General features: G+C 72.6%; 16 protein-coding genes. 7 read left to right on the top strand and 9 right to left on the bottom strand.

The genetic code is table 11. The features are described from left to right. On the top strand, positions 1-1,794 hold a 1,794-nt coding region (locus tag FGW31_RS34110), incomplete at its 5' end, for an amidohydrolase (protein ID WP_411757119.1). Beyond that, a complete protein-coding gene (locus FGW31_RS34105; RefSeq protein ID WP_142197483.1) occupies positions 1,791-3,122 on the top strand; it encodes an MFS transporter in 1,332 nt (443 codons plus the stop codon). The genes FGW31_RS34110 and FGW31_RS34105, both read left to right, overlap by 4 nt. A gap of 215 nt (positions 3,123-3,337) precedes the next feature. Here the strand turns inward: FGW31_RS34105 and FGW31_RS34100 are convergent, their stop codons facing one another. The 9 genes from FGW31_RS34100 to FGW31_RS34060 all read right to left on the bottom strand — a co-directional run bounded on the left by FGW31_RS34100 (position 3,338) and on the right by FGW31_RS34060 (position 12,427). Continuing rightward, the gene (locus FGW31_RS34100) at positions 3,338-4,729 is read right to left on the bottom strand and encodes a condensation domain-containing protein (RefSeq protein ID WP_142197482.1); all 1,392 of its coding nucleotides are present in this window, start codon (positions 4,727-4,729) and stop codon (positions 3,338-3,340) included. Then, the gene (locus FGW31_RS34095) at positions 4,717-5,814 is read right to left on the bottom strand and encodes a hypothetical protein (protein ID WP_142197481.1); all 1,098 of its coding nucleotides are present in this window, start codon (positions 5,812-5,814) and stop codon (positions 4,717-4,719) included. Before FGW31_RS34095 ends, FGW31_RS34100 begins: the two co-directional genes overlap by 13 nt. Next, positions 5,811-6,827 (bottom strand): phosphotransferase family protein, encoded by a 1,017-nt coding sequence (locus tag FGW31_RS34090; RefSeq protein WP_142197480.1) that lies wholly within the window; start codon positions 6,825-6,827, stop codon positions 5,811-5,813. Before FGW31_RS34090 ends, FGW31_RS34095 begins: the two co-directional genes overlap by 4 nt. Further along, the gene (locus tag FGW31_RS34085) at positions 6,824-7,843 is read right to left on the bottom strand and encodes a Gfo/Idh/MocA family protein (protein ID WP_142197479.1); all 1,020 of its coding nucleotides are present in this window, start codon (positions 7,841-7,843) and stop codon (positions 6,824-6,826) included. The genes FGW31_RS34090 and FGW31_RS34085 overlap by 4 nt, the downstream gene beginning before the upstream one ends. Then, a complete protein-coding gene (locus tag FGW31_RS34080; RefSeq protein WP_142197478.1) occupies positions 7,840-9,147 on the bottom strand; it encodes an ATP-grasp domain-containing protein in 1,308 nt (435 codons plus the stop codon). Before FGW31_RS34080 ends, FGW31_RS34085 begins: the two co-directional genes overlap by 4 nt. Further along, the gene (locus FGW31_RS34075) at positions 9,144-9,419 is read right to left on the bottom strand and encodes an acyl carrier protein (RefSeq protein WP_142197477.1); all 276 of its coding nucleotides are present in this window, start codon (positions 9,417-9,419) and stop codon (positions 9,144-9,146) included. The genes FGW31_RS34080 and FGW31_RS34075 overlap by 4 nt, the downstream gene beginning before the upstream one ends. Positions 9,420-9,422: 3 nt before the next feature. Beyond that, positions 9,423-10,601, bottom strand: a complete 1,179-nt coding sequence (locus FGW31_RS34070; protein WP_142197476.1) for a radical SAM protein — start codon at positions 10,599-10,601, stop codon at positions 9,423-9,425. A gap of 101 nt (positions 10,602-10,702) precedes the next feature. Further along, positions 10,703-11,965 carry an MFS transporter gene (locus tag FGW31_RS34065; RefSeq protein ID WP_142197475.1) on the bottom strand — a complete coding sequence of 421 codons (1,263 nt, stop codon included), beginning with the start codon at positions 11,963-11,965 and terminating at the stop codon, positions 10,703-10,705. Positions 11,966-12,025: 60 nt separating this feature from the next. Next, positions 12,026-12,427, bottom strand: coding sequence for a peptidase inhibitor family I36 protein (locus FGW31_RS34060; protein WP_142197474.1), 402 nt, complete (start codon positions 12,425-12,427; stop codon positions 12,026-12,028). 987 nt (positions 12,428-13,414) lie between these two features. On the opposite strand from FGW31_RS34060, the gene FGW31_RS34055 reads away from it, so the two are divergent. From FGW31_RS34055 to FGW31_RS34030, 5 genes are all read left to right on the top strand, one after another. Beyond that, on the top strand, positions 13,415-13,603 hold the full coding sequence (locus FGW31_RS34055; RefSeq protein WP_142197473.1) for a hypothetical protein: 189 nt from the start codon (positions 13,415-13,417) through the stop codon (positions 13,601-13,603). Beyond that, entirely contained in the window at positions 13,600-14,463 is an 864-nt protein-coding gene (gene rfbA, locus FGW31_RS34050; protein ID WP_142197472.1) for a glucose-1-phosphate thymidylyltransferase RfbA, read from the top strand. Before FGW31_RS34055 ends, rfbA begins: the two co-directional genes overlap by 4 nt. Positions 14,464-14,475: 12 nt before the next feature. Then, positions 14,476-15,483, top strand: coding sequence for a dTDP-glucose 4,6-dehydratase (gene rfbB, locus FGW31_RS34045; protein ID WP_142197471.1), 1,008 nt, complete (start codon positions 14,476-14,478; stop codon positions 15,481-15,483). A 169-nt stretch (positions 15,484-15,652) separates the two neighbouring features. Next, on the top strand, positions 15,653-16,279 hold the full coding sequence (locus FGW31_RS34040) for an SAM-dependent methyltransferase (RefSeq protein WP_142197470.1): 627 nt from the start codon (positions 15,653-15,655) through the stop codon (positions 16,277-16,279). A 136-nt stretch (positions 16,280-16,415) separates the two neighbouring features. After that, positions 16,416-17,315 (top strand): NAD-dependent protein deacetylase, encoded by a 900-nt coding sequence (locus FGW31_RS34030; protein ID WP_142197469.1) that lies wholly within the window; start codon positions 16,416-16,418, stop codon positions 17,313-17,315. Positions 17,316-17,454 lie beyond the last annotated feature (139 nt).

Here is a 17,454-nt window from a genome sequence, read left to right as displayed (position 1 = left end):
CCCCCCGGCCGAACGTCCCCGCCGCCCTCCGCCGGCCGCGCGGACCTGCCGGACACCCCGACGCGTCCCCTCCCGCCCAGCGAAAGCCGCTCCATGCTCGATCTCATACTGCGCAACGCGCGCATCCGCACCGTGGACGACCAGCAGCCGCACGCCCATACCCTCGGCGTCCTGGCGGGCCGGATCGTCGGTCTCGACGCGACGGTCGAGGACCTGCCCGCACGCACCGTGCTGGACTGCGGCGGCGCGACCGTCGTCCCCGGGTTCGGCGACGCGCACAACCACATGGCCTGGTTCGGCCAGTCCCTCACCGAACTCGACCTGAGCACGGCGACGACGCTGTCCCAGGTCTACGACGCCGTCGCCCGGCGTGCGGCCGGCCTGCCCGCCGACGCCTGGATCATCGGCTCCGGGTACGACGACACGGTCATGGGCGGGCACCCGCACCGCGCGGAACTGGACCGGGCCGCGGGCGGGCGGCCGGTGTGGCTCAAGCACCGCTCCGGGCACATGTGCGCGGTCGGCAGCGAGATCCTGCGGCGGGCCGGCGTCCTCGACGGCACCGCGGACGCGCCGGAGGGCGGGGTCGTGGTGCGCGACGGCGACGGCGCGCCCACCGGACTGCTGCAGGAGCGGGCCCAGGCCCTGGTCACCGACCTGGTCATGCCCTATCCGGTGGCCGACCTGGCCGACGCCCTGGGCCGGGCCGCCGAGGTCTACGCCGCGGAAGGGCTGACCCATGTCGTGGAGGCCGGCATCGGGCTCGGTCTCATCGGCCGCAGTCCCGTCGAGGCCGCCGCCTACCAGTTGGCCCGCGAGCGCGGCACGCTGCGCACCCGGGTCGAGCTGATGGTGGCCGCCGACAACCTGCACGCGCTGCGCGCCCACGCCGACGACGGCATCACCACGGGCATCGACCTGGGCCTGCGCTCCGGGTTCGGCGACGACCGGCTGCGCCTGGGCCCGATGAAGATCTGGCTGGACGGGTCGCTGATCGGCCGTACCGCGGCGGTGTCGGAGCCGCTCTGCGGGCACGACCACGCCGGCGGCGTCTACCAGAACAGCCCGGAGGAGATGCACCGGCTCGTCGTCGAGGCGCACCGGGCGGGCTGGCGGGTCGCCGCGCACGCGATCGGCGACAGCGCCGTCGACCTCGCCCTCGACGCCTTCGCCGAGGCGCAGCGCGTCCTGCCCCGCCCGGACGTGCGGCACCGCGTCGAACACTCCGGGGTCGTCCGCCCCGACCAGCTTGACCGCTATGCGGAGCTGGGCGCCGTCCCGGTGCCGCAGCCGCGTTTCCTGTACGAGGTGGGCGACAGCATGTCCGCCGGGCTCGGCCCCGAACGCACCGTGTGGATGTACCGGCACCGGTCCTTCCTGGAGCGGGGGATCCGGGTGCCGGGCAGTTCCGACCGCCCGGTCGCCCCGGGCGCGCCGCTCCTCGGCATGCAGTCCATGGTCGAGCGCCTCAGCCGTGCGGGCACGGTGCTCGCGCCGGACGAACGGGTCACCGCGGAGCAGGCGCTGCGGGCGTACACGATCGACGCGGCGTGGGCCAGCCACGACGAGGACCGCAGGGGCAGCATCACACCCGGCAAATACGCCGACTTTGTCATACTTTCCGACGACCCTGTCCTTGCCGACAGTACTCGGATAGGCGCCATCGACGTCCTGGCCACCTTCGTGGCCGGGGAGTGCGTCCACGGCGCCGACGCTCTCGGGGACCCGGCGTCACTGGACGGGCCCCTCCCCATGGCCGGAACCGCTCGGCAACACGCAAGGAGTCACTCATGAGCACAGTCGGTCAGGTCACCCCAGGGGCCCCTCCGGGCGCGGCGACCGCGGTGAGCGGCAAGGACGCCGGCCGGGTCGCCTTCGCCTCCTTCGTGGGCACCGCGCTGGAGTGGTACGACTACTTCCTCTTCGGCACCGCTTCGGCCATCGTCTTCAACCGGCTGTACTTCACCACCCTCAACCCGACGGCGGCCACGCTCGCGGCCTTCGCGACCTTCGGTGTCGGTTTCGCGGCCCGGCCGATCGGCGCCCTGGTGTTCGGATGGCTGGGCGACCGCATGGGCAGGAAGCCGGCCCTGCTGATCACCGTGGTGATGATCGGGGCGGCCACCGGTCTGATCGGCCTGCTGCCCGGCTACGCCACCATAGGCATCGCGGCGCCGCTGCTGCTGGTGCTCCTGCGGCTGGTCCAGGGCATCGCCGTCGGCGGTGAGTGGGGTGGCGCCATCACGCTGGCCGTGGAGCACGCACCGCCGGAGAAGCGCGGCTGGTACGCCGCACTCCCCCAGGTCGGCTCGCCCGTGGGCACCCTGCTCTCCTCCGGCGCGTTCGCCCTGGTGCTGCTGCTCCCCTCGGACGCCTTCGACGCCTGGGGCTGGCGCCTGCCGTTCCTGATCGCCTTCCCGCTGATGGCGATCGCCGTCTACATCCGGCGCAGGGTGGAGGAGTCACCGCTGTTCGACGAGATGATGGAGCACAACGAGCAGGCCAAGGTGCCCGCGCTCGACGTGTTCCGCAAGGCGTGGGGGCGGCTGCTGGTCGCCATGGCCTCGGCCACGCTGGGCGTCGGCGGCTTCTACATGCTGACCACCTTCATGATCAGCTACGGCACGGACACCCTGGGGCTGTCGCGGTCGCTCATGGTGAACGGGACACTGGTGGCCGCCGTGGTCGAGATCGCGGTGATCATCGTCGTGGGGCGCATGGCGGACCGTCTCGGCCCGGGCCGCGTCACACTGTGGGGCGGCCTGCTCAGCGCGGTCTTCGCCTTCCCGCTGTTCTGGCTGGTGGAGACCAGGAACCCGTTCGTGATCGTGCTGGCCATGGCGACGGGCGTGGCCGTGCTCTCCATCGCCTACGCGGTGTCCGGAGCGCTGCTCGCGGAACTCTTCCCGGCCCAGTTGCGCTACACCGGTGTCGCCCTGTCGTACAACCTGGCCGGCGCGCTCACCGGGTTCCTCCCCTTCCTCGCGACCGCGCTGCTGGCGGCCGGCGGCGGGGCCTCCTGGCCGGCCGCCCTGCTGCTCATGACGCTGTCGCTGATCACCGCGCTCGGTGGGTTCCTCGGCGGGCGGATGCGCGTGCGGGACAACGTCGCCGCCGCCTGAACCGCCGCCGGCCCCCGTTCGGGCACCGCCTCGGGGAACGGTGTCACCGGTGTGAGCGCCCGGACCCCGTGCGGCCCGCTGCCTTCCCGTGCAGCGGGCCGCACGACGTTCGGGCTCGCCTCGCCTCACGCGTGCGGGCCGGCCGGGTGTCCCGGGCCGTCTCCCGGCGGTCCGGGCCGTGCGGGCGGGAGCCGGAGTGCGGCATCCGCGGCGGGCTACCGCACGGCCCGGTCCGTGAACGTCCCGACCAGGGCCATGAAGTCGGTCAGGAACTCCTCCGCCCAGCGCGGACCGAACCGGGAGGCGTCGGTGCGCAGTTCCACCAGGATGCGCGGGCCCTCGTCGCGCACCAGCAGTCGCACTCCCCCGCGGGGCACCTCGTCGCGCGGGATGCGCGTCATGGTCACGCGCAGGGCGCGGTCGGTGAACGACCAGGCCGCTCCGGCTTCCGAGACGTCGAAGTTGACGTATCCCGGAACCGCCCCGGGGTCGCCCCGGTGACGCACTCCGTAGTGCTCGGGGTCGAGCTCGCGCGTCATCAGCGCGTGCGGCAGTTCCTGGTGCCGCAGGGTGCCGAGGAGCGTGCCGGTCTCGCGACGGACCAGGTCGGTGAAGGGCGGCGCGTCGGTGCAGTCGGTGCGCAGCACGCACGGGGTGGCGAAGTAGCCGACGGAGCGCCGCACCTCGGGACGGTGGCGGTTGCCGATCGAGCCCATCACGGCGACGTCCCCGGCCTGTTCGGCGGTCATGCCGAGGGCCAGTCGGCGCCGGCGGACGACGTCCTTGAGCGCCGCGCCGAACACGGCCGTCAGGGTGGCGCGTTGGCGTCGGACCCCCTCGCGCAGGCGGAGGGTCGACGGCGGCTGGATCGTGGCCCGGCGCACCAGGAGGCCGCGGGCCGGTGCGGGCCGGTGCCGGTCGTCCGTGTCGGGGTCGCGCAGGTGGGACGGGGGGATCGCGCCGACGCCGTCGAGTTTGCGACGCCAGTACGTGAGGAGTCGGTCGAGTGTCCGTCCTTGCAGGTGGAGTCTCTCGGAGTGGGCGAAGTCGGGGAACTGAACCTGCACGGGCGGCAGTTGTGCTGCCTCGGGGGTTTCCGCGGCGTACAGCGCGAAGAGGTCCTCGGCCATGAGGGTGCAGGAGTCGCCGTCGACGACGATGTGGTCGGCCACGCAGCCGACGAGGTGCAGGTCCGCGGTGATGCGTACGCACAGCAGCCGGACGAGCGGGCCGGCCGCCAGGTCGAACGGCACCGTGGCGGCCTCGGCGACCAGCGCCCTGGCCTGCCGGAGCCCGTCGTCGGGGTCGTCGGCCGTGGCGTGCGCGACGTGGAAGCCGGTGTCGCAGGGCGCGCGCAGGGCGGCCGTGCCGCCCGTGGCCCCGGGGTCCTTGGGGAAGACGAGGCGCAGGCTCTCGTGGCGTTGCCGAAGGGCCAGATACGCCTGCCGGAGCCGCCCGGGGTCCAGGGGGCCCTCCACGAGACAGCCGAACGTCAGCACGTTGTTCTGCAGGTGTACGTTCCGTCCGGTGGCGAGCCGTTCCTGCTGGGTGAAGGAGGCGTGCAGGGCGGCGTCGCGGTCGGCCCCGACCAGCTTCATCGCGTACATGCGGGTCCTTCCCGGGCGCCGAGCACGTCGAGCAGGCTCTGCGGGCGAGCCGGGCCGGTGCCGGCGGCGAGCAGGGCCTCGTGCAGGGGCCGCAGGCACGCGGGGTCGAAACCGGTGGCCCGCCACTGCTCGTACCGGATGCCGAAGCCGAGTTCGCACCACAGGCGGGCGTTGTGCTCCTCGTGCTGCCCGGACGGCTCCAGCAGGACCAGGGGGGTGGCGGACCACAGCGAGTCCAGAAGGGTGCCGCCGCCCGGTTTGCTGACCATGGCCGCCGCCCCGCGCGCCAGGTCGAACGAGGCGTGGTGGGCGGTGCCGCGCCGGTACCGCACCGAGCCGGGGTCCTGGCCGGGGGCGAGGCGGCCGAGCGGCGGGTAGCCGTCGTCGTGCCACGGATGCCAGGACGGGTCCATCAGGTACGCGCGGGTGCCCGGCGGTGCGGACGCCGCCTCGTCCGGTTCGTGGACGACGAGGTCGAGCGCGTGGCCGGCCGCGGCGAGGTCCGCCGCGCGCTCCCGGTAGGTGCCCATGCCCCAGCCGCCGCCGTGGACGAGGAGCCGGCCGCCGCGTTCGGCCCACGGCACGGGCGGCCGGTGCGTGACCGGGATGGTGCAGGGCAGGCGGCCCGTGGCCGACGAGGCGAGGCGGACCACGTCCGTGCCGGGGGACGTGGGGCCGGCCCGGCGGAACGACGGGGACTCCACGGAGTCCACGTGGCAGACGGTCACGTGCGGCAGCCGCAGTCCCGTGCCGGACAGTCGTCGCAGCGCGCCGAGCCAGAAGCCGGAGAACACCACCGCGTGCCGCACCCCGAGGCGGGTCCAGCGGTCGTGCAGCGCGGCGAGGGCGGTGCCGTCGACGGCGGAGGACGGGTCGGCGGCGAGGCGCTGGCCCGCGCGGGCCACACGGAAGTCCCGGTGGAAGACGGCCCGGGAGGCCTCGATGCTCCGGCGCCGGTCGTCGGGGAGCAGCCGCTCGATCACCTCCACCACGGTCTCGGCTCCGCGTTCGCGCAGGCGGGAGGCGAGCAGGAGCCCGGGGACGTGGACGCCGAGGGCCACGCCCGAGGTCAGGACGGCGATCATCGCCGGCCGGCCAGGGCCGAGGCCACCGCGTCGAGGCTCGCCGTGAGGTGCTTGCCGACGTGCCGGCGCGTCCAGGCCAGCTGCTCGGGCGGATAGCGGCGCGGAACCGCCTCGACCAGCATGATGAGGTACAGGTAGCAGCGGTACAGGTGGAGGCGCAGCCGCACGGAGTCCGTGAAGGTCACCTCGCCTCCCCCTGCGGCGTATCCGGTGAGGAAGGCGTCGTCGTGCTCGATGTCGTCGAAGAGCGCGAGGGAGACGAACTCGGCGACCGGGTCGCCCCAGAACATCCGCTCGGCGTCGATGACTCCGCTGAGGGTCCTGGCGCCCGCCTCGCCGTCGAGCAGCAGGTTGCCCTGCCACAGGTCGAAGTGGACGAGGGCGGGCCGGGTCACGTCGGTCAGGACGTCCCCGGCTTCCGCGAGCAGGTCCCGGATCCGTGCCGCGGGCAGGGGAAGTTCTGCGCCGTAGTGTTCCGCGTCGTCGAGGACGGCGTCCGTCATGGCGGTGAAGGCGCTCCTCCAGTCGGCCGGTGGCGGTCCGAAGGGCCGGGCGGGGTAGCCGAACTCCGGCCCGGTCACGGAGTGCAGGCGGGCGACGGCCGTGCCCAGGTCCCGCCGCAGCCGGGTCCGTTCGCCGGCGGTGAGGGACGCGTCGGCCTCGTGCCACGGGGTGCCGGGGAGTTCGGTCATGACGAGGCAGGACACGGCGGGCGGGGTGCCGCCGACGTCCGTGTGCACCGGATGGGGCAGCGGCACGCCCGGTACGTGTCGTGCGGCGTGGTAGAACTCCGTCTCGCCGCGCAGCAGATCGTGCTCGTACCGCAGCGCCGATCCGGGGCCCGCGGACGGCGGCCGTTTCACGACCCAGTGCCGTCCGTCCCGCAGCGCCAGGCGCAGCAGGGAGTTGTACGTCCCTCCGGCCAGGGGTGCGCATTCCGCGACGTCCGCCGGTGTGACCGAGACCTTCGCGAGCACGGCGACGACGGCCGGGTCGAGGTCCTCAGGGCTCATGGGTGCTCCTTGTGCTCCTTGTCGAGGGCAGCGGCACGGATCTCACGCCGCGCCGTCCGGTGGATGTGCTCCATGGTGCGGATGCGGGTGCCCGCCGCGGTCAGCTGGGCGCCCCAGTGCCCGGCCCGCCCGCTCAACAGGTCGGTGAGTCGGCCGAGTTGTGCGGCGTAGTACGACACCGGATCGGTGCGTGTGATCTCCGTGCGGCCCGTCGTGGTGCGCACGGCGACGTTCAACGGCACCGCGCCCGCGGTGGGCAGCAGCACTCCGCGGATGCGTACGCGTGCCTCGTCGAAGTGGAAGACGTGCTCGGCGGTGTGACGTGGTGCGAACGCGCAGGACAGGGTGGCCGTCGCCCCGTCCGGCAGGGGCAGCCGGGCCTCGAAGGCGTGGTCGACGCCGTGCGGCTCGGCGCACTGTGCGGTGCCCGAGCCGCCGGCCGGCGGCAGTCCTGTGGTGTCCTGCAACGCCTGGAGCCAGTAGGCCGCCGCGTCCCGGAAGATGCCGCCGCCCAGGTCGGGCCGCAGCCGGTAGCCGCCGGGTGCGGGCACCTGGAAGGTGAACCGGCTGTGCACACGGTCGAGCCGGCCGAACCGGCCCTCGTCCCGCATGCGCCGCACGATGCCGTGCCAGGGGTGGCCGAGGGTGGGAAGGGCCTCCAGAACCTGCCCTCCGCCCCGGTTCTCCGCTTCCCGCAGCGTGCCGCACTCGGCGACGGTCAGGCACAGGGGTTTCTCCACCAGCGCCGTCTTGCCCTCGGCGACCGCCCGCCGGGCCCAGTGGGCGTGCGCCGAGTTGTGCAGCGAGACGTAGACGATGTCGACGTCCGGTGCCGTCACCACGTCCTCGTAGCCGGGCAGCACCTTGATGCCGTGCCGCTGTCCGAACGCCGCCGCGCGCCGCCCGTCGGAGGCCGCCACCGCGTGCACGGCGACGTCGCGGCGCTCCAGGCTCGGGGCGATCACGGCGCGCTCGGCGATGCCGGTGGCGCCGATCAGTCCGATGCCCCAGGTCATGCGGGCCTCGCCAGGGAGATACCGGCCGCGGCCGCGGCGGAGCGGGCAGCTGCCCGCAGGCGGGGATACGACTCCGGCGGGCAGAGCGCCGCGCAGACCAGACGCCCGCGCGGGGCCGTGAGGGAACCACCGACGAGGGGCAGGACACCCGGTGCGCTCCCGCCGTCGTAGAGGAGTCCCTCCTCGCGGAGCATCTTCAGGAAGTGGTCGACGCCGCAGCCGTCGGCGACGGCCGCGTCCTCCTGCCACAGGTGACTGCGCAGCCCGTGGGCGCGTACCCGGTCGTCGAGCCGGAGGTTCAGTCCGCCCATGGACATGCGGGCGTTGACCTCGACCACGGGCACCCAGGTGCCGTCCCGCAGCACCATGGAGTCGACGCAGACGGGACCGTCGTAGCCCTCCTCGGCCAGGGCGCGTGCCACGACGTCCAGCACCTCCGGGTGGGCGGGGTCGCTCAGGTTTCCGGTGAGGGTGCGGGGCGCGGGCCCGGACATCTCGTGCCGGTAGCCCGAGTTGGCCAGGTGCTGCACGCCGAGCAGGTGCCAGGATCCGTCGCGGTCGACGCGGAGGTGGCTGGAGAAGTCCGCGACGCGGTCGTAGCGCGGCTGCACCACGAACTCGACGCGGAGACCTCTGTCCTCCTGGCGGCGCAGATGCGCGACCAGCCGGGTCAGCCGCCGCTCGGAGCCGACCTCGAAGGTGCCCCGGCCGGCCACTCCGTAGGGGTCCTTGACGAGGACCACCGGGTGTCCCCGCTCCACGTCGGACCGTACCGCCTCGGCGAGTTGTGCCGCCGAGCGCACGACGCGGCCGGCGCCGGGCAGTCCGTGGCGGGCGGCCAGCCGGCTGGACCACGCCTTGCCGTTGACCCGGACCACGGTCCCGCTGCCCGGCAGGCCGGACGCGTGCCCGGTGCGCTCGGCCAGTGCGCCGGTGCCGGGGAGCACCGCGTACGGCCGCAGCCGGGCGAAGTCGGCTATGCGGCCCAGGAGTTCGGGGTCGGCGAGCAGTTGGTGCTCCACGTCCGCGGCCGTGTCCGGGCCGCCGGCGTGGCGGTGCTCGCACGTGAATCCCGCGGCCTCCCGGGCGTGCAGGAGGGCCGGGGCGACCGGTTCCCGGGTGATCAGCAGGTCGCCGGGTTCGGCGGCGGCGAACAGGGCCTCGTCCATGCGGGCCACGAGCCGGTCGGCGCCCGGGTCGGCGAGCTGCGGCAGCGAGGCGAGGCCGTCCGGGCGCCAGCGCCGCTCGGCGTCGAAGGACCCGAAGAGGACGGCCCCGGCACGGGCCGGACGGGCACGGCTCACGGTTCGCGCACCGGCCGCCCGAGGACCTCGGCGGTGAAGTAGCGCACCGACCTCAGATGGTCCAGGCTGAGGCTCTCGTAGTCGAGTTCCACGTCGAACTCGTCCTCGATGCGCAGCAGGAACTGGATGGCCTGCAGCGAGTCCAGGCCGAGCTCCTGGACCATGTCGGCGTCCACGGTGATCTCCTCCACCGGGACCCTGCCCTCGAGCACCTCCGCGAGCACGGTGCGCACGCGGGCCTCCGTCTCGGTGATCTCGGTAGCGCTGCTCATGGGTCACACTCCGTTCAAGTAGAGAAGGATGCACTTGGAGCAGACCGGCATCATGCCGGTCTCGGCGAGGACGGACCGGACACGGCGGAACCGTTCGCTCTGCCACAGCTGCGCGGTCGAGGACTCGTAGAGGTTGCCCACCACGAACTCCGGGAAGAACTTGCAGGAGCTGACGTTGCCGTCGGCGTGCACCTCCATCCGGTTGGTGACCGCGAGGCAGCGGGTGCGGCGCTGCGCCGGACGGGACGTGCCGAGGATGAACGACTCGACCTCGTCCGGCTCCAGCTGCGGCTGGTAGCGCACCCGGGGCCGCCAGACCCGGCCGGCCAGCCGGGCCATGGAGTCCCGCAGCGCCGGCAGCAGTTCGGGCGGCAGCTGGTACGTGTAGGAGTGCCAGGTGGGGCGTGCGGTGCCGGTCTGCGGTGACAGCCACGCGAAGTGCTCCTGGTAGACGGAGTCCATCGCCTGCGCCACCTCGGGGCTGATGTACCAGGGGAACTGGAAGTAGACGGTGTTGACGTCCAGTTCCTCGGCCCACTCCATGAACTCGTACATGCGGTGCACGGTGACGTGCGAGACCATGCAGGACAGGGACAGCTCACCGTGGAACTCGCCCTTGCGTTTCATCTCGAGCATCGTCTCGATGTTCCGGGTGGTGCGCCCGAAGGTGCCCCTGCCGCGGAGTTCCTCGTGGTCCGCGCCGAGGCCGTCCAGGCTGACCAGCAGGTTGAGGTCCCGTCCGATCCGCAGCAGATCGTCCATCCGGCGCTGGAACAGCAGCCCGTTGGTGCACATGTTGACGGTGCGGGGGTGGCGCTCGATCAGGCGCGACACCTCGGTGAAGCCGCTGTGCATCAGCGGTTCGCCGCCCCACAGGAACAGCTTGCCGCGCACCGGCGCGGTGGCCTTCAGTACGTCCTCGACGATGGACAGGTCGAGTTCGGTGCGCTGTTTGTCGATTCCCCAGTCGCGGAAGAAGCCCTGCTCGTTCCACTGGTAGCAGTGGGTGCAGCGCAGGTTGCACTTGTAGGTGAGCTGCAGGCTGACCTCGCGGGGGACGTCCGAGGCGTAGCCGGCGTCCTGGCGCAGCCGGGCTCGTGACTGGGAGCGGATCGCCACGGTGTGCTTGATGTCGGAGAACTCTTTGGCGGTGAGGGTGCGGCTGGTCCGGGGATGGTGCATGGCGCTCCTAGGGGTTGCCGGTGAGATCTGTCCGGGGTCACGGGGTCTGCGCGGTGGGAAGGCGCCGTTGCCTGGAGTCGGTCTGATCCGAACGCCACCCCCTAGTGGTCTCGGGCGTGGCGGGTGGCGGCGGCCGGGCCGGCCGGGGCCTTCTGTTCCTGGGGCGGCCGGTCGGCCGGGAGTCTGCGGACGGCGGGGACGAGCAGGAGCGCCGCGCAGCCCGCGAGCAGGGCGGCGGAGGACGTGAACAGGACGGTGGCCGCGCTCGTCCAGGCCGTGGCCGCTCCGGTGAGCGCCCGGCCGGCCGGCATGAGGCCGATGGATCCGATGACGTCGTAGGCGTGGATGCGGCTCAGTGCGTGCGGCGGCGCGTGGGACTGCACGGACGTCGCCCACACCACCGCCCAGTAGGCGTTGGCGGCTCCGCCCGTCACCATGGCCGCCGCCACGAGGGTCACGGGCAGGTCGAGGCTGATGACGACCGGCAGCGGGACGAAGCCGAGCAGCGCCAGCAGGCCGGTGCGCAGGGGCCGGGCGGGCGCGGTCGCCAGGGCGAGCAGCCCGCCGAGCACGGCGCCCAGGCTGAACGCGGACATCAGCCAGGCGTAGGACGCGGCGCCGAAGCGGTCGATGAGCACGATGGCCTTCAGCACGTCGAACGGGCCGAACACCACCAGGCCGAACAGGGAGAACACCGACACGACGGACCACAACCACGGCCGGGCGGTGAACTCCTGCCAGCCTTCCCGCAGTTCCCGCCAGATCCTGGGCGGGGCCGTGGCGGGGGCGGCGCCTTTCAACCGGATGCCGGCCAGCAGCCAGGCGCTCGCGGCGAAGGTGCAGGCGTCCAGGGCGATGACGATCGCCGCGTCCGACACGGCGATGACCACTCCGGCGAGGGCGGGCGCGGTGAGCGCCACGACCGACTCCAGTGTGCGGATCGTCGCGTTCGCCTCCCGCAGCCGCTCCGGCGCCAACTGCCGCAGCATGCCGGCCACTCCGGGCTGGAAGAACGCCTGGGCCGCCCCGGAGGCCAGGGACAGCACCAGGATCAGCCACAGGGGCGGGCGCCCGGCCAGCAGCGAGAACGCCAGCAGGGCCTGGAGCAGTGTGCGGGCGATGTCGGCGGCGACCATCGGCGTCCTGGCGTTGAAGTGGTCGAGGACCACTCCGCCGATGGGCATCAGCAGGACGACGGGTGCCAGGGAGGCGCCCATGACAACGCCGACGTCGGAGGCCCCGAACGACTGCTCGACCATGGCGGCGGCCAGGCCGATGGGGAAGACCGCGTCACCGGCCCTGGAGAGCGCTCGGGCGACGACGAACCTGCGCAGCCCGGGGCTCGACCCGAGAACTCTCCTCATGACGGGACAGTCCCTCCTTTCCGTTCGGGGACCCGGCCGGGGTCCGAGGGGAGCGCCGGCTCAGGAGACGCGCACGCTTCCCCCTTGGAGGGGCAGGGAGGACGCCGCGCCCGTGACGGTCACCGGCGTGCCGGTGCAGTCGGAGCTGCTGTAGAGGTGGGCGGCCCGTGTCCCCGTGTTCACGGCCGAGCGGGCTCTGTCGCCCCAGCCGTGCGCGACGAGGTCGACGCAGACGGTCTCGGACGGGGAGCGGGACTGCACCGCGAAGCGGGCGCCCGTATAGCCGGTGCTGTCGAACAGGCACAGGGTCCGGCTGAACGGGCACGCCGTCGCGGGATCGTCCGCGGAGTCGGCGGAGTGGGCGTGCGCCGATGCGGGCGCCGCCAGGAGGAGGCCGGCCAGGGTCGCGGCGCCGGCCAGGACACGGCCCGACTTCGCAAGGACGCCGGTGGTCGCAAGCATTCTGTATTTCTCCTTGTCCGTACGACCCGAATGACATGAGGAGCCGGAACTGCGCGGCTCGAGGCGCAGAGTGGAAGAGCGATGGGAGACGGCCGGCCGGGCGGCCGATGGTCTGCAGAAACGGCGGTGTCACCGGCCCGCCGGAGGAAAAGGGCGAACACCCCGCTGTGTCGCCGTACGGAATTGAAGCGTGCGGGTTTTCGTGTGTCAACCGCGTGCCGGTCGAGAAAGTCGACGGGGTGCTCCCGGTCGCCGGTGAACATCAGAGGAATCCAGCACACCCGAGTCGACCAGCTCCCTCGCGTCTTCCCGCGAAGAGAGTTCATGGGCGCATACGCGACAGAGGTCGCCAAGTCCACCAGAAGGAACAATTGCTGCCCGATCGACCCGCTGAACGTTTCCTCCGGCACCAATCGGCCAGCTTGCGCAACACGCCGGCCCTTTACGTGCACCTCTCCCGCCGGGACCCTGCCCACACCGCTCCGACCTGCCGGTTTCCTCACCTGCCGACGAGACAACGTCCGACTGAGGCGGCGCGAGAAGCCCGAAGCAATCCATCCGACACCGGACTCTATCCGGACAATTCACCCCGCCCGCGCACGACTTGATTCAAGTGGTGAATTTAGCCTCGGGGTGATCTACGTTCTTTGGTCATGGCGAGCCCCCACGAGAAGCTCCACTCCGACAACCGCAGTGATTCCCCTCGCCTCGGCCGTACGTGAAGCGCTCCGGGAAGACCGGAAGAGCGAGTCCTCCGCGGGCTTGCACGAAGACTTCAAAAAACAGTCGCGCCCTCTCGCACCCTCTCCGCAGGGAATTTCTCCGTGAAATCCCGGGCGAGCGGAACCCGCACCCTGTATACGTGCGGCGGGCGCCTTCTTTCCGGGTGCACCTGAGCAATCCAGGTGCACCCCCATATGTCAGGTGACCCCGAGGAATTCGGTGGCCGTCGGATCGTTCCACACCCCGCTCCGAGGAGTAACGCCCATGCAGTACACCCATGTGCGGCTGCCCGGCATCACGGCCGCGGCGGCCTCCGACGGCGCCGGGCGGCCCGTCCACCGGATGCCGTCGGCCGCCGGCCCCGAGCACCAAGGCGGCCGGGGCCGGGGCGCGGCCGGCCGGAACGAGGGCGTCCGGCGCGTCGAGGAGCTGCCGCCCGAGCAGGCGTCGTGAAGGGCATCCTCCTGGCCGGCGGCAGCGGAACCCGCCTCTACCCGCTCACCCAAGCCGTCTCCAAACAACTGCTGCCCGTCTACAACAAGCCGATGGTCTACTACCCCCTGTCCGTGCTGATGCTGGGCGGCATCCGCGACATCCTGCTGATCTCCTCGCCCCGTCACCTCCCGCTGTTCCACACCCTGTTCGGCGACGGAAGTCACCTGGGGATCTCCCTCTCCTACGCCGAGCAGCCTCATCCCGGAGGGATCGCCCAGGCCCTGACGATCGGCGCCGACCACATGGGCGCGGACCCCGTGACGCTCGTGCTCGGCGACAACATCTTCCACGGCCCCGGCTTCTCCCACCTGCTGCGCAGCCGGCTGTCCCAGGTCGACGGCGCCGTGCTGTTCGGATACGAGGTCAGCGATCCCCGGCGCTACGGGGTGGGCGAGGTCGCGGCGGACGGGCGGCTGGTCTCCATCGAGGAGAAGCCCGCCGAGCCGCGCTCCAGTCTGGCGCTCACCGGGCTGTACGCGTACAGCAACGACGTCATCGACATCGCGAAGAACCTGCGTCCCTCGCCGCGCGGCGAACTGGAGATCACCGACGTCAACCGTGCCTACCTGGAGCAGGGCCGGGCCCAACTGGTCAATCTGGGGCGCGGGTTCGCGTGGCTGGACACCGGCACCCACGACTCGCTGCTGCAGGCCGCGCACTACGTACAGGTGCTGGAGCAGCGGCAAGGGGTGCGGATCGCCTGCCTGGAGGAGATCGCGTACCGGATGGGGTTCATCACGGCGGACCAGTGCCGGGAGCTGGCGTACGGGCTGCGGCACACCTCGTACGGCCAGTACCTCCTCGACATCATCGAATGAGAAGGGCCGAGCGTGCACATCGTCGTCACCGGAGGGGCCGGCTTCATCGGCTCGCACTTCGTCCGGCAGGTCCTGCGCGGCACCCACCCCGAGTTCCGTGCCGCTCACGTCACCGTGCTCGACCGGTTCACCTATGCGGCCGGCCCCGGCAACCTGCGTGAGGCGGAAGGGAGTTCGCGGCTGACCGTCGTGAAGGGGGACATCTGCGACCAGCCGCTGGTCGAGCAGCTGCTGACGGGCGCCGACCTGGTCGTCCACTTCGCGGCCGAGTCGCACGTCGACCGGTCCATCGCCGCGGCCGACGACTTCGTCCGCACCAACGTCATGGGAACCCACCGTCTGCTGGAAGCGGCGCTGAGAGCCCGGGTGGCCCGGTTCGTGCACGTCTCCACCGACGAGGTCTACGGTTCGATCGAGGAACCGGGCCGCTGGGACGAGCAGTCACCGGTGGCCCCGAACTCGCCGTACTCGGCGTCGAAGGCGGCCTCCGACCTGCTCGCGCTCGCCTACCACCGCACTCACGGTTTGCCCGTCTGCGTCACCCGCTGCTCCAACACCTACGGCTCGCACCAGCACCCGGAGAAGGTCGTCCCCCGCTTCGTCACCCGGATCCTCAGCGGGCAGCGGGTTCCGCTGTACGGGGACGGCTCGCACGTACGGGACTGGCTGCACGTCGACGACCACTGCCGGGGTGTCGCGCTGGTCGCGGCGGGCGGGAGACCGGGCCAGGTGTACAACATCGGCGGCGGCACGGAACTGACCAACCGGGACCTCACAGGACGCATCCTCGGCCTGCTGGGTGCCGACTGGTCCCGGGTCGACCACGTGCCCGACCGCAAGGGACACGACCTGCGGTACGCCCTGACGTACGACAAGATCTCCGCCGAGCTGGGCTACCGGCCCACCGTGCCCTTCGAGGAAGGGCTCGCCCGGACCGTCGCCTGGTACACGCGCCATCCGGGGTGGTGGGCGGCGCTGCGCGGCGACGAGGCGCCGCCGCGCCGGGAGGTGCCGGTGTGACGACGCCCTCAGGACGGCGTGCGAAGGGTGCCGGGGCGGGCGGAACGGGCTCGGAGTGCCCGGTGACTGCCGGTGCGCGGCACCACTGTTTGCCGTAACGGCAAGTTCGCGTGCCGGAGCGTCGTGGGCCGGGCGAGACTCGGAGACCTTCCGGCGAAAGGTACCCACGATGAACACCACCGACGCGGTCAGGTTCTGGGACGACGTGTACGCGGCCCGTCCCGCGCCCGCCGACCCCCGGCCGAACGTACGGCTCACCGAGACCGTCACGGGCCCGCCGCCCGGTGACGTGCTGGACCTCGGGTGCGGGGCCGGCGGTGACGCGCTGTGGCTCGCCCGCCAGGGGTGGCACGTCACCGCGGTCGACGTGTCGTCGGTGGCCGTCGAGCGGCTGACGCAGCTCGCCGCCGCGCACGGTCTGTCGGAGCGGATCACCGCCCGGCGGCACGACCTGCGCGAGTCGTTCCCGGACGGCACGTTCGACCTGGTCTGCGCCCACTACCTGCACACTCCCCTCGACCTGGACCGGGCGAGCGTGCTGCGCACGGCCGCCCACGCGCTCCGGCCGGGCGGGCGGCTGCTGGTGGTCGACCACGGCTCGACCGCGCCGTGGTCGTGGAACCAGGACCCCGACCTCCGCCATCCGGCACCGCAGGAGGTCGCCGCGGACATCGCCCTGGACCCGGCGGCCTGGACGGTCGAGCGGGCCGACGCCTCCCGCCGGGTCGCGAGCGGACCGGACGGGCGGACCGCTGAGGTCACCGACCACATCCTGATCGTCCGCCGCACGGCCTGAGCCGGCACGGCACCACGAGGAGGCGCCGCCCTGTACATGATCGAGGAGAGCGGCCGTCACGCCGGCCGCGCGGACATCCTCCGTGAGCCGATCGACGGGACCACCGGACGCCGAGGCGCCTGCGTACCCTGGCGGCATGCGCATGCGCCCCACTCTGAGCTGGACGCCCACAGAGGACCTGCCGCCGGGCACCACGGACCCGGCGCCGGTCGCCGACGCCCTGGGCGCCGGCGGTGTGCTGGTGCTGAGCGGGGCGGGCATCTCCACGGAGTCCGGCATTCCCGACTACCGGGGCGAGGGCGGAAGCCTGAGCCGGCACACGCCGATGACGTACCAGGACTTCATCGGCGGCAGCGCGGCCAGGCGCCGCTACTGGGCGCGCAGCCACCTGGGCTGGCGCACCTTCGGCCGGGCCCTGCCCAACGCCGGGCACCGGGCCGTGGCCGCCTTCGGGCGGCACGGCCTGCTCGCCGGTGTGATCACCCAGAACGTCGACGGCCTCCACCAGGCCGCCGGCAGCCGGGACGTCGTGGAGCTCCACGGCAGCCTCGACCGCGTGGTCTGCCTGTCCTGCGGTGCCCTCAGCGCGCGCCGGGAGCTCGCGCGGCGGCTGGAGGAGGCCAATGCGGGCTTCGCACCGGTGGCCGCGGGCATCAATCCGGACGGCGACGCCGACCTCACCGACGAACAGGTCGGCGATTTCCGTGTGGTGCCGTGCGCGGTGTGCGGCGGCGTCCTCAAACCGGACGTGGTGTTCTTCGGCGAGGCCGTCCCGCCGCAACGGGTGGAGCACTGCCGGGCGTTGGTCCGTGAGGCCTCCGCTCTGCTGGTCCTGGGCTCGTCGCTGACGGTGATGTCGGGGCTGCGGTTCGTCCGGCAGGCCGCCGAGGCGGGGAAGCCGGTGCTGATCGTCAACCGTGATGTGACGCGGGGCGACCGGCACGCCCTCACCCGGGTCGCACTCCCGCTGGGCGCGGCCCTCACCGCCGTCGCCGGCCGGCTGGGAATTCCCGTGGAGGACCCGACGGCGGCCTGAGCACCGCCCGCACGACCACCGGCTCGGCAGCACACCGGGTGGCGGCATCCGCCGATACGCCCGCCCGGCCGGTCCCCCTCACCGCCCGCCCGAACCGCGAGGCGGCCGGCGGCGCGCCTTTCGCACCCACCCTTGACAC

Origin of the sequence: Streptomyces calvus (genome assembly GCF_006782915.1) — a bacterium.
GTDB classification, from domain to species: domain Bacteria; phylum Actinomycetota; class Actinomycetes; order Streptomycetales; family Streptomycetaceae; genus Streptomyces; species Streptomyces calvus.
Note: the sequence above shows the minus strand (reverse complement) of the source record. Positions and strands in the feature narration are given on the sequence as shown.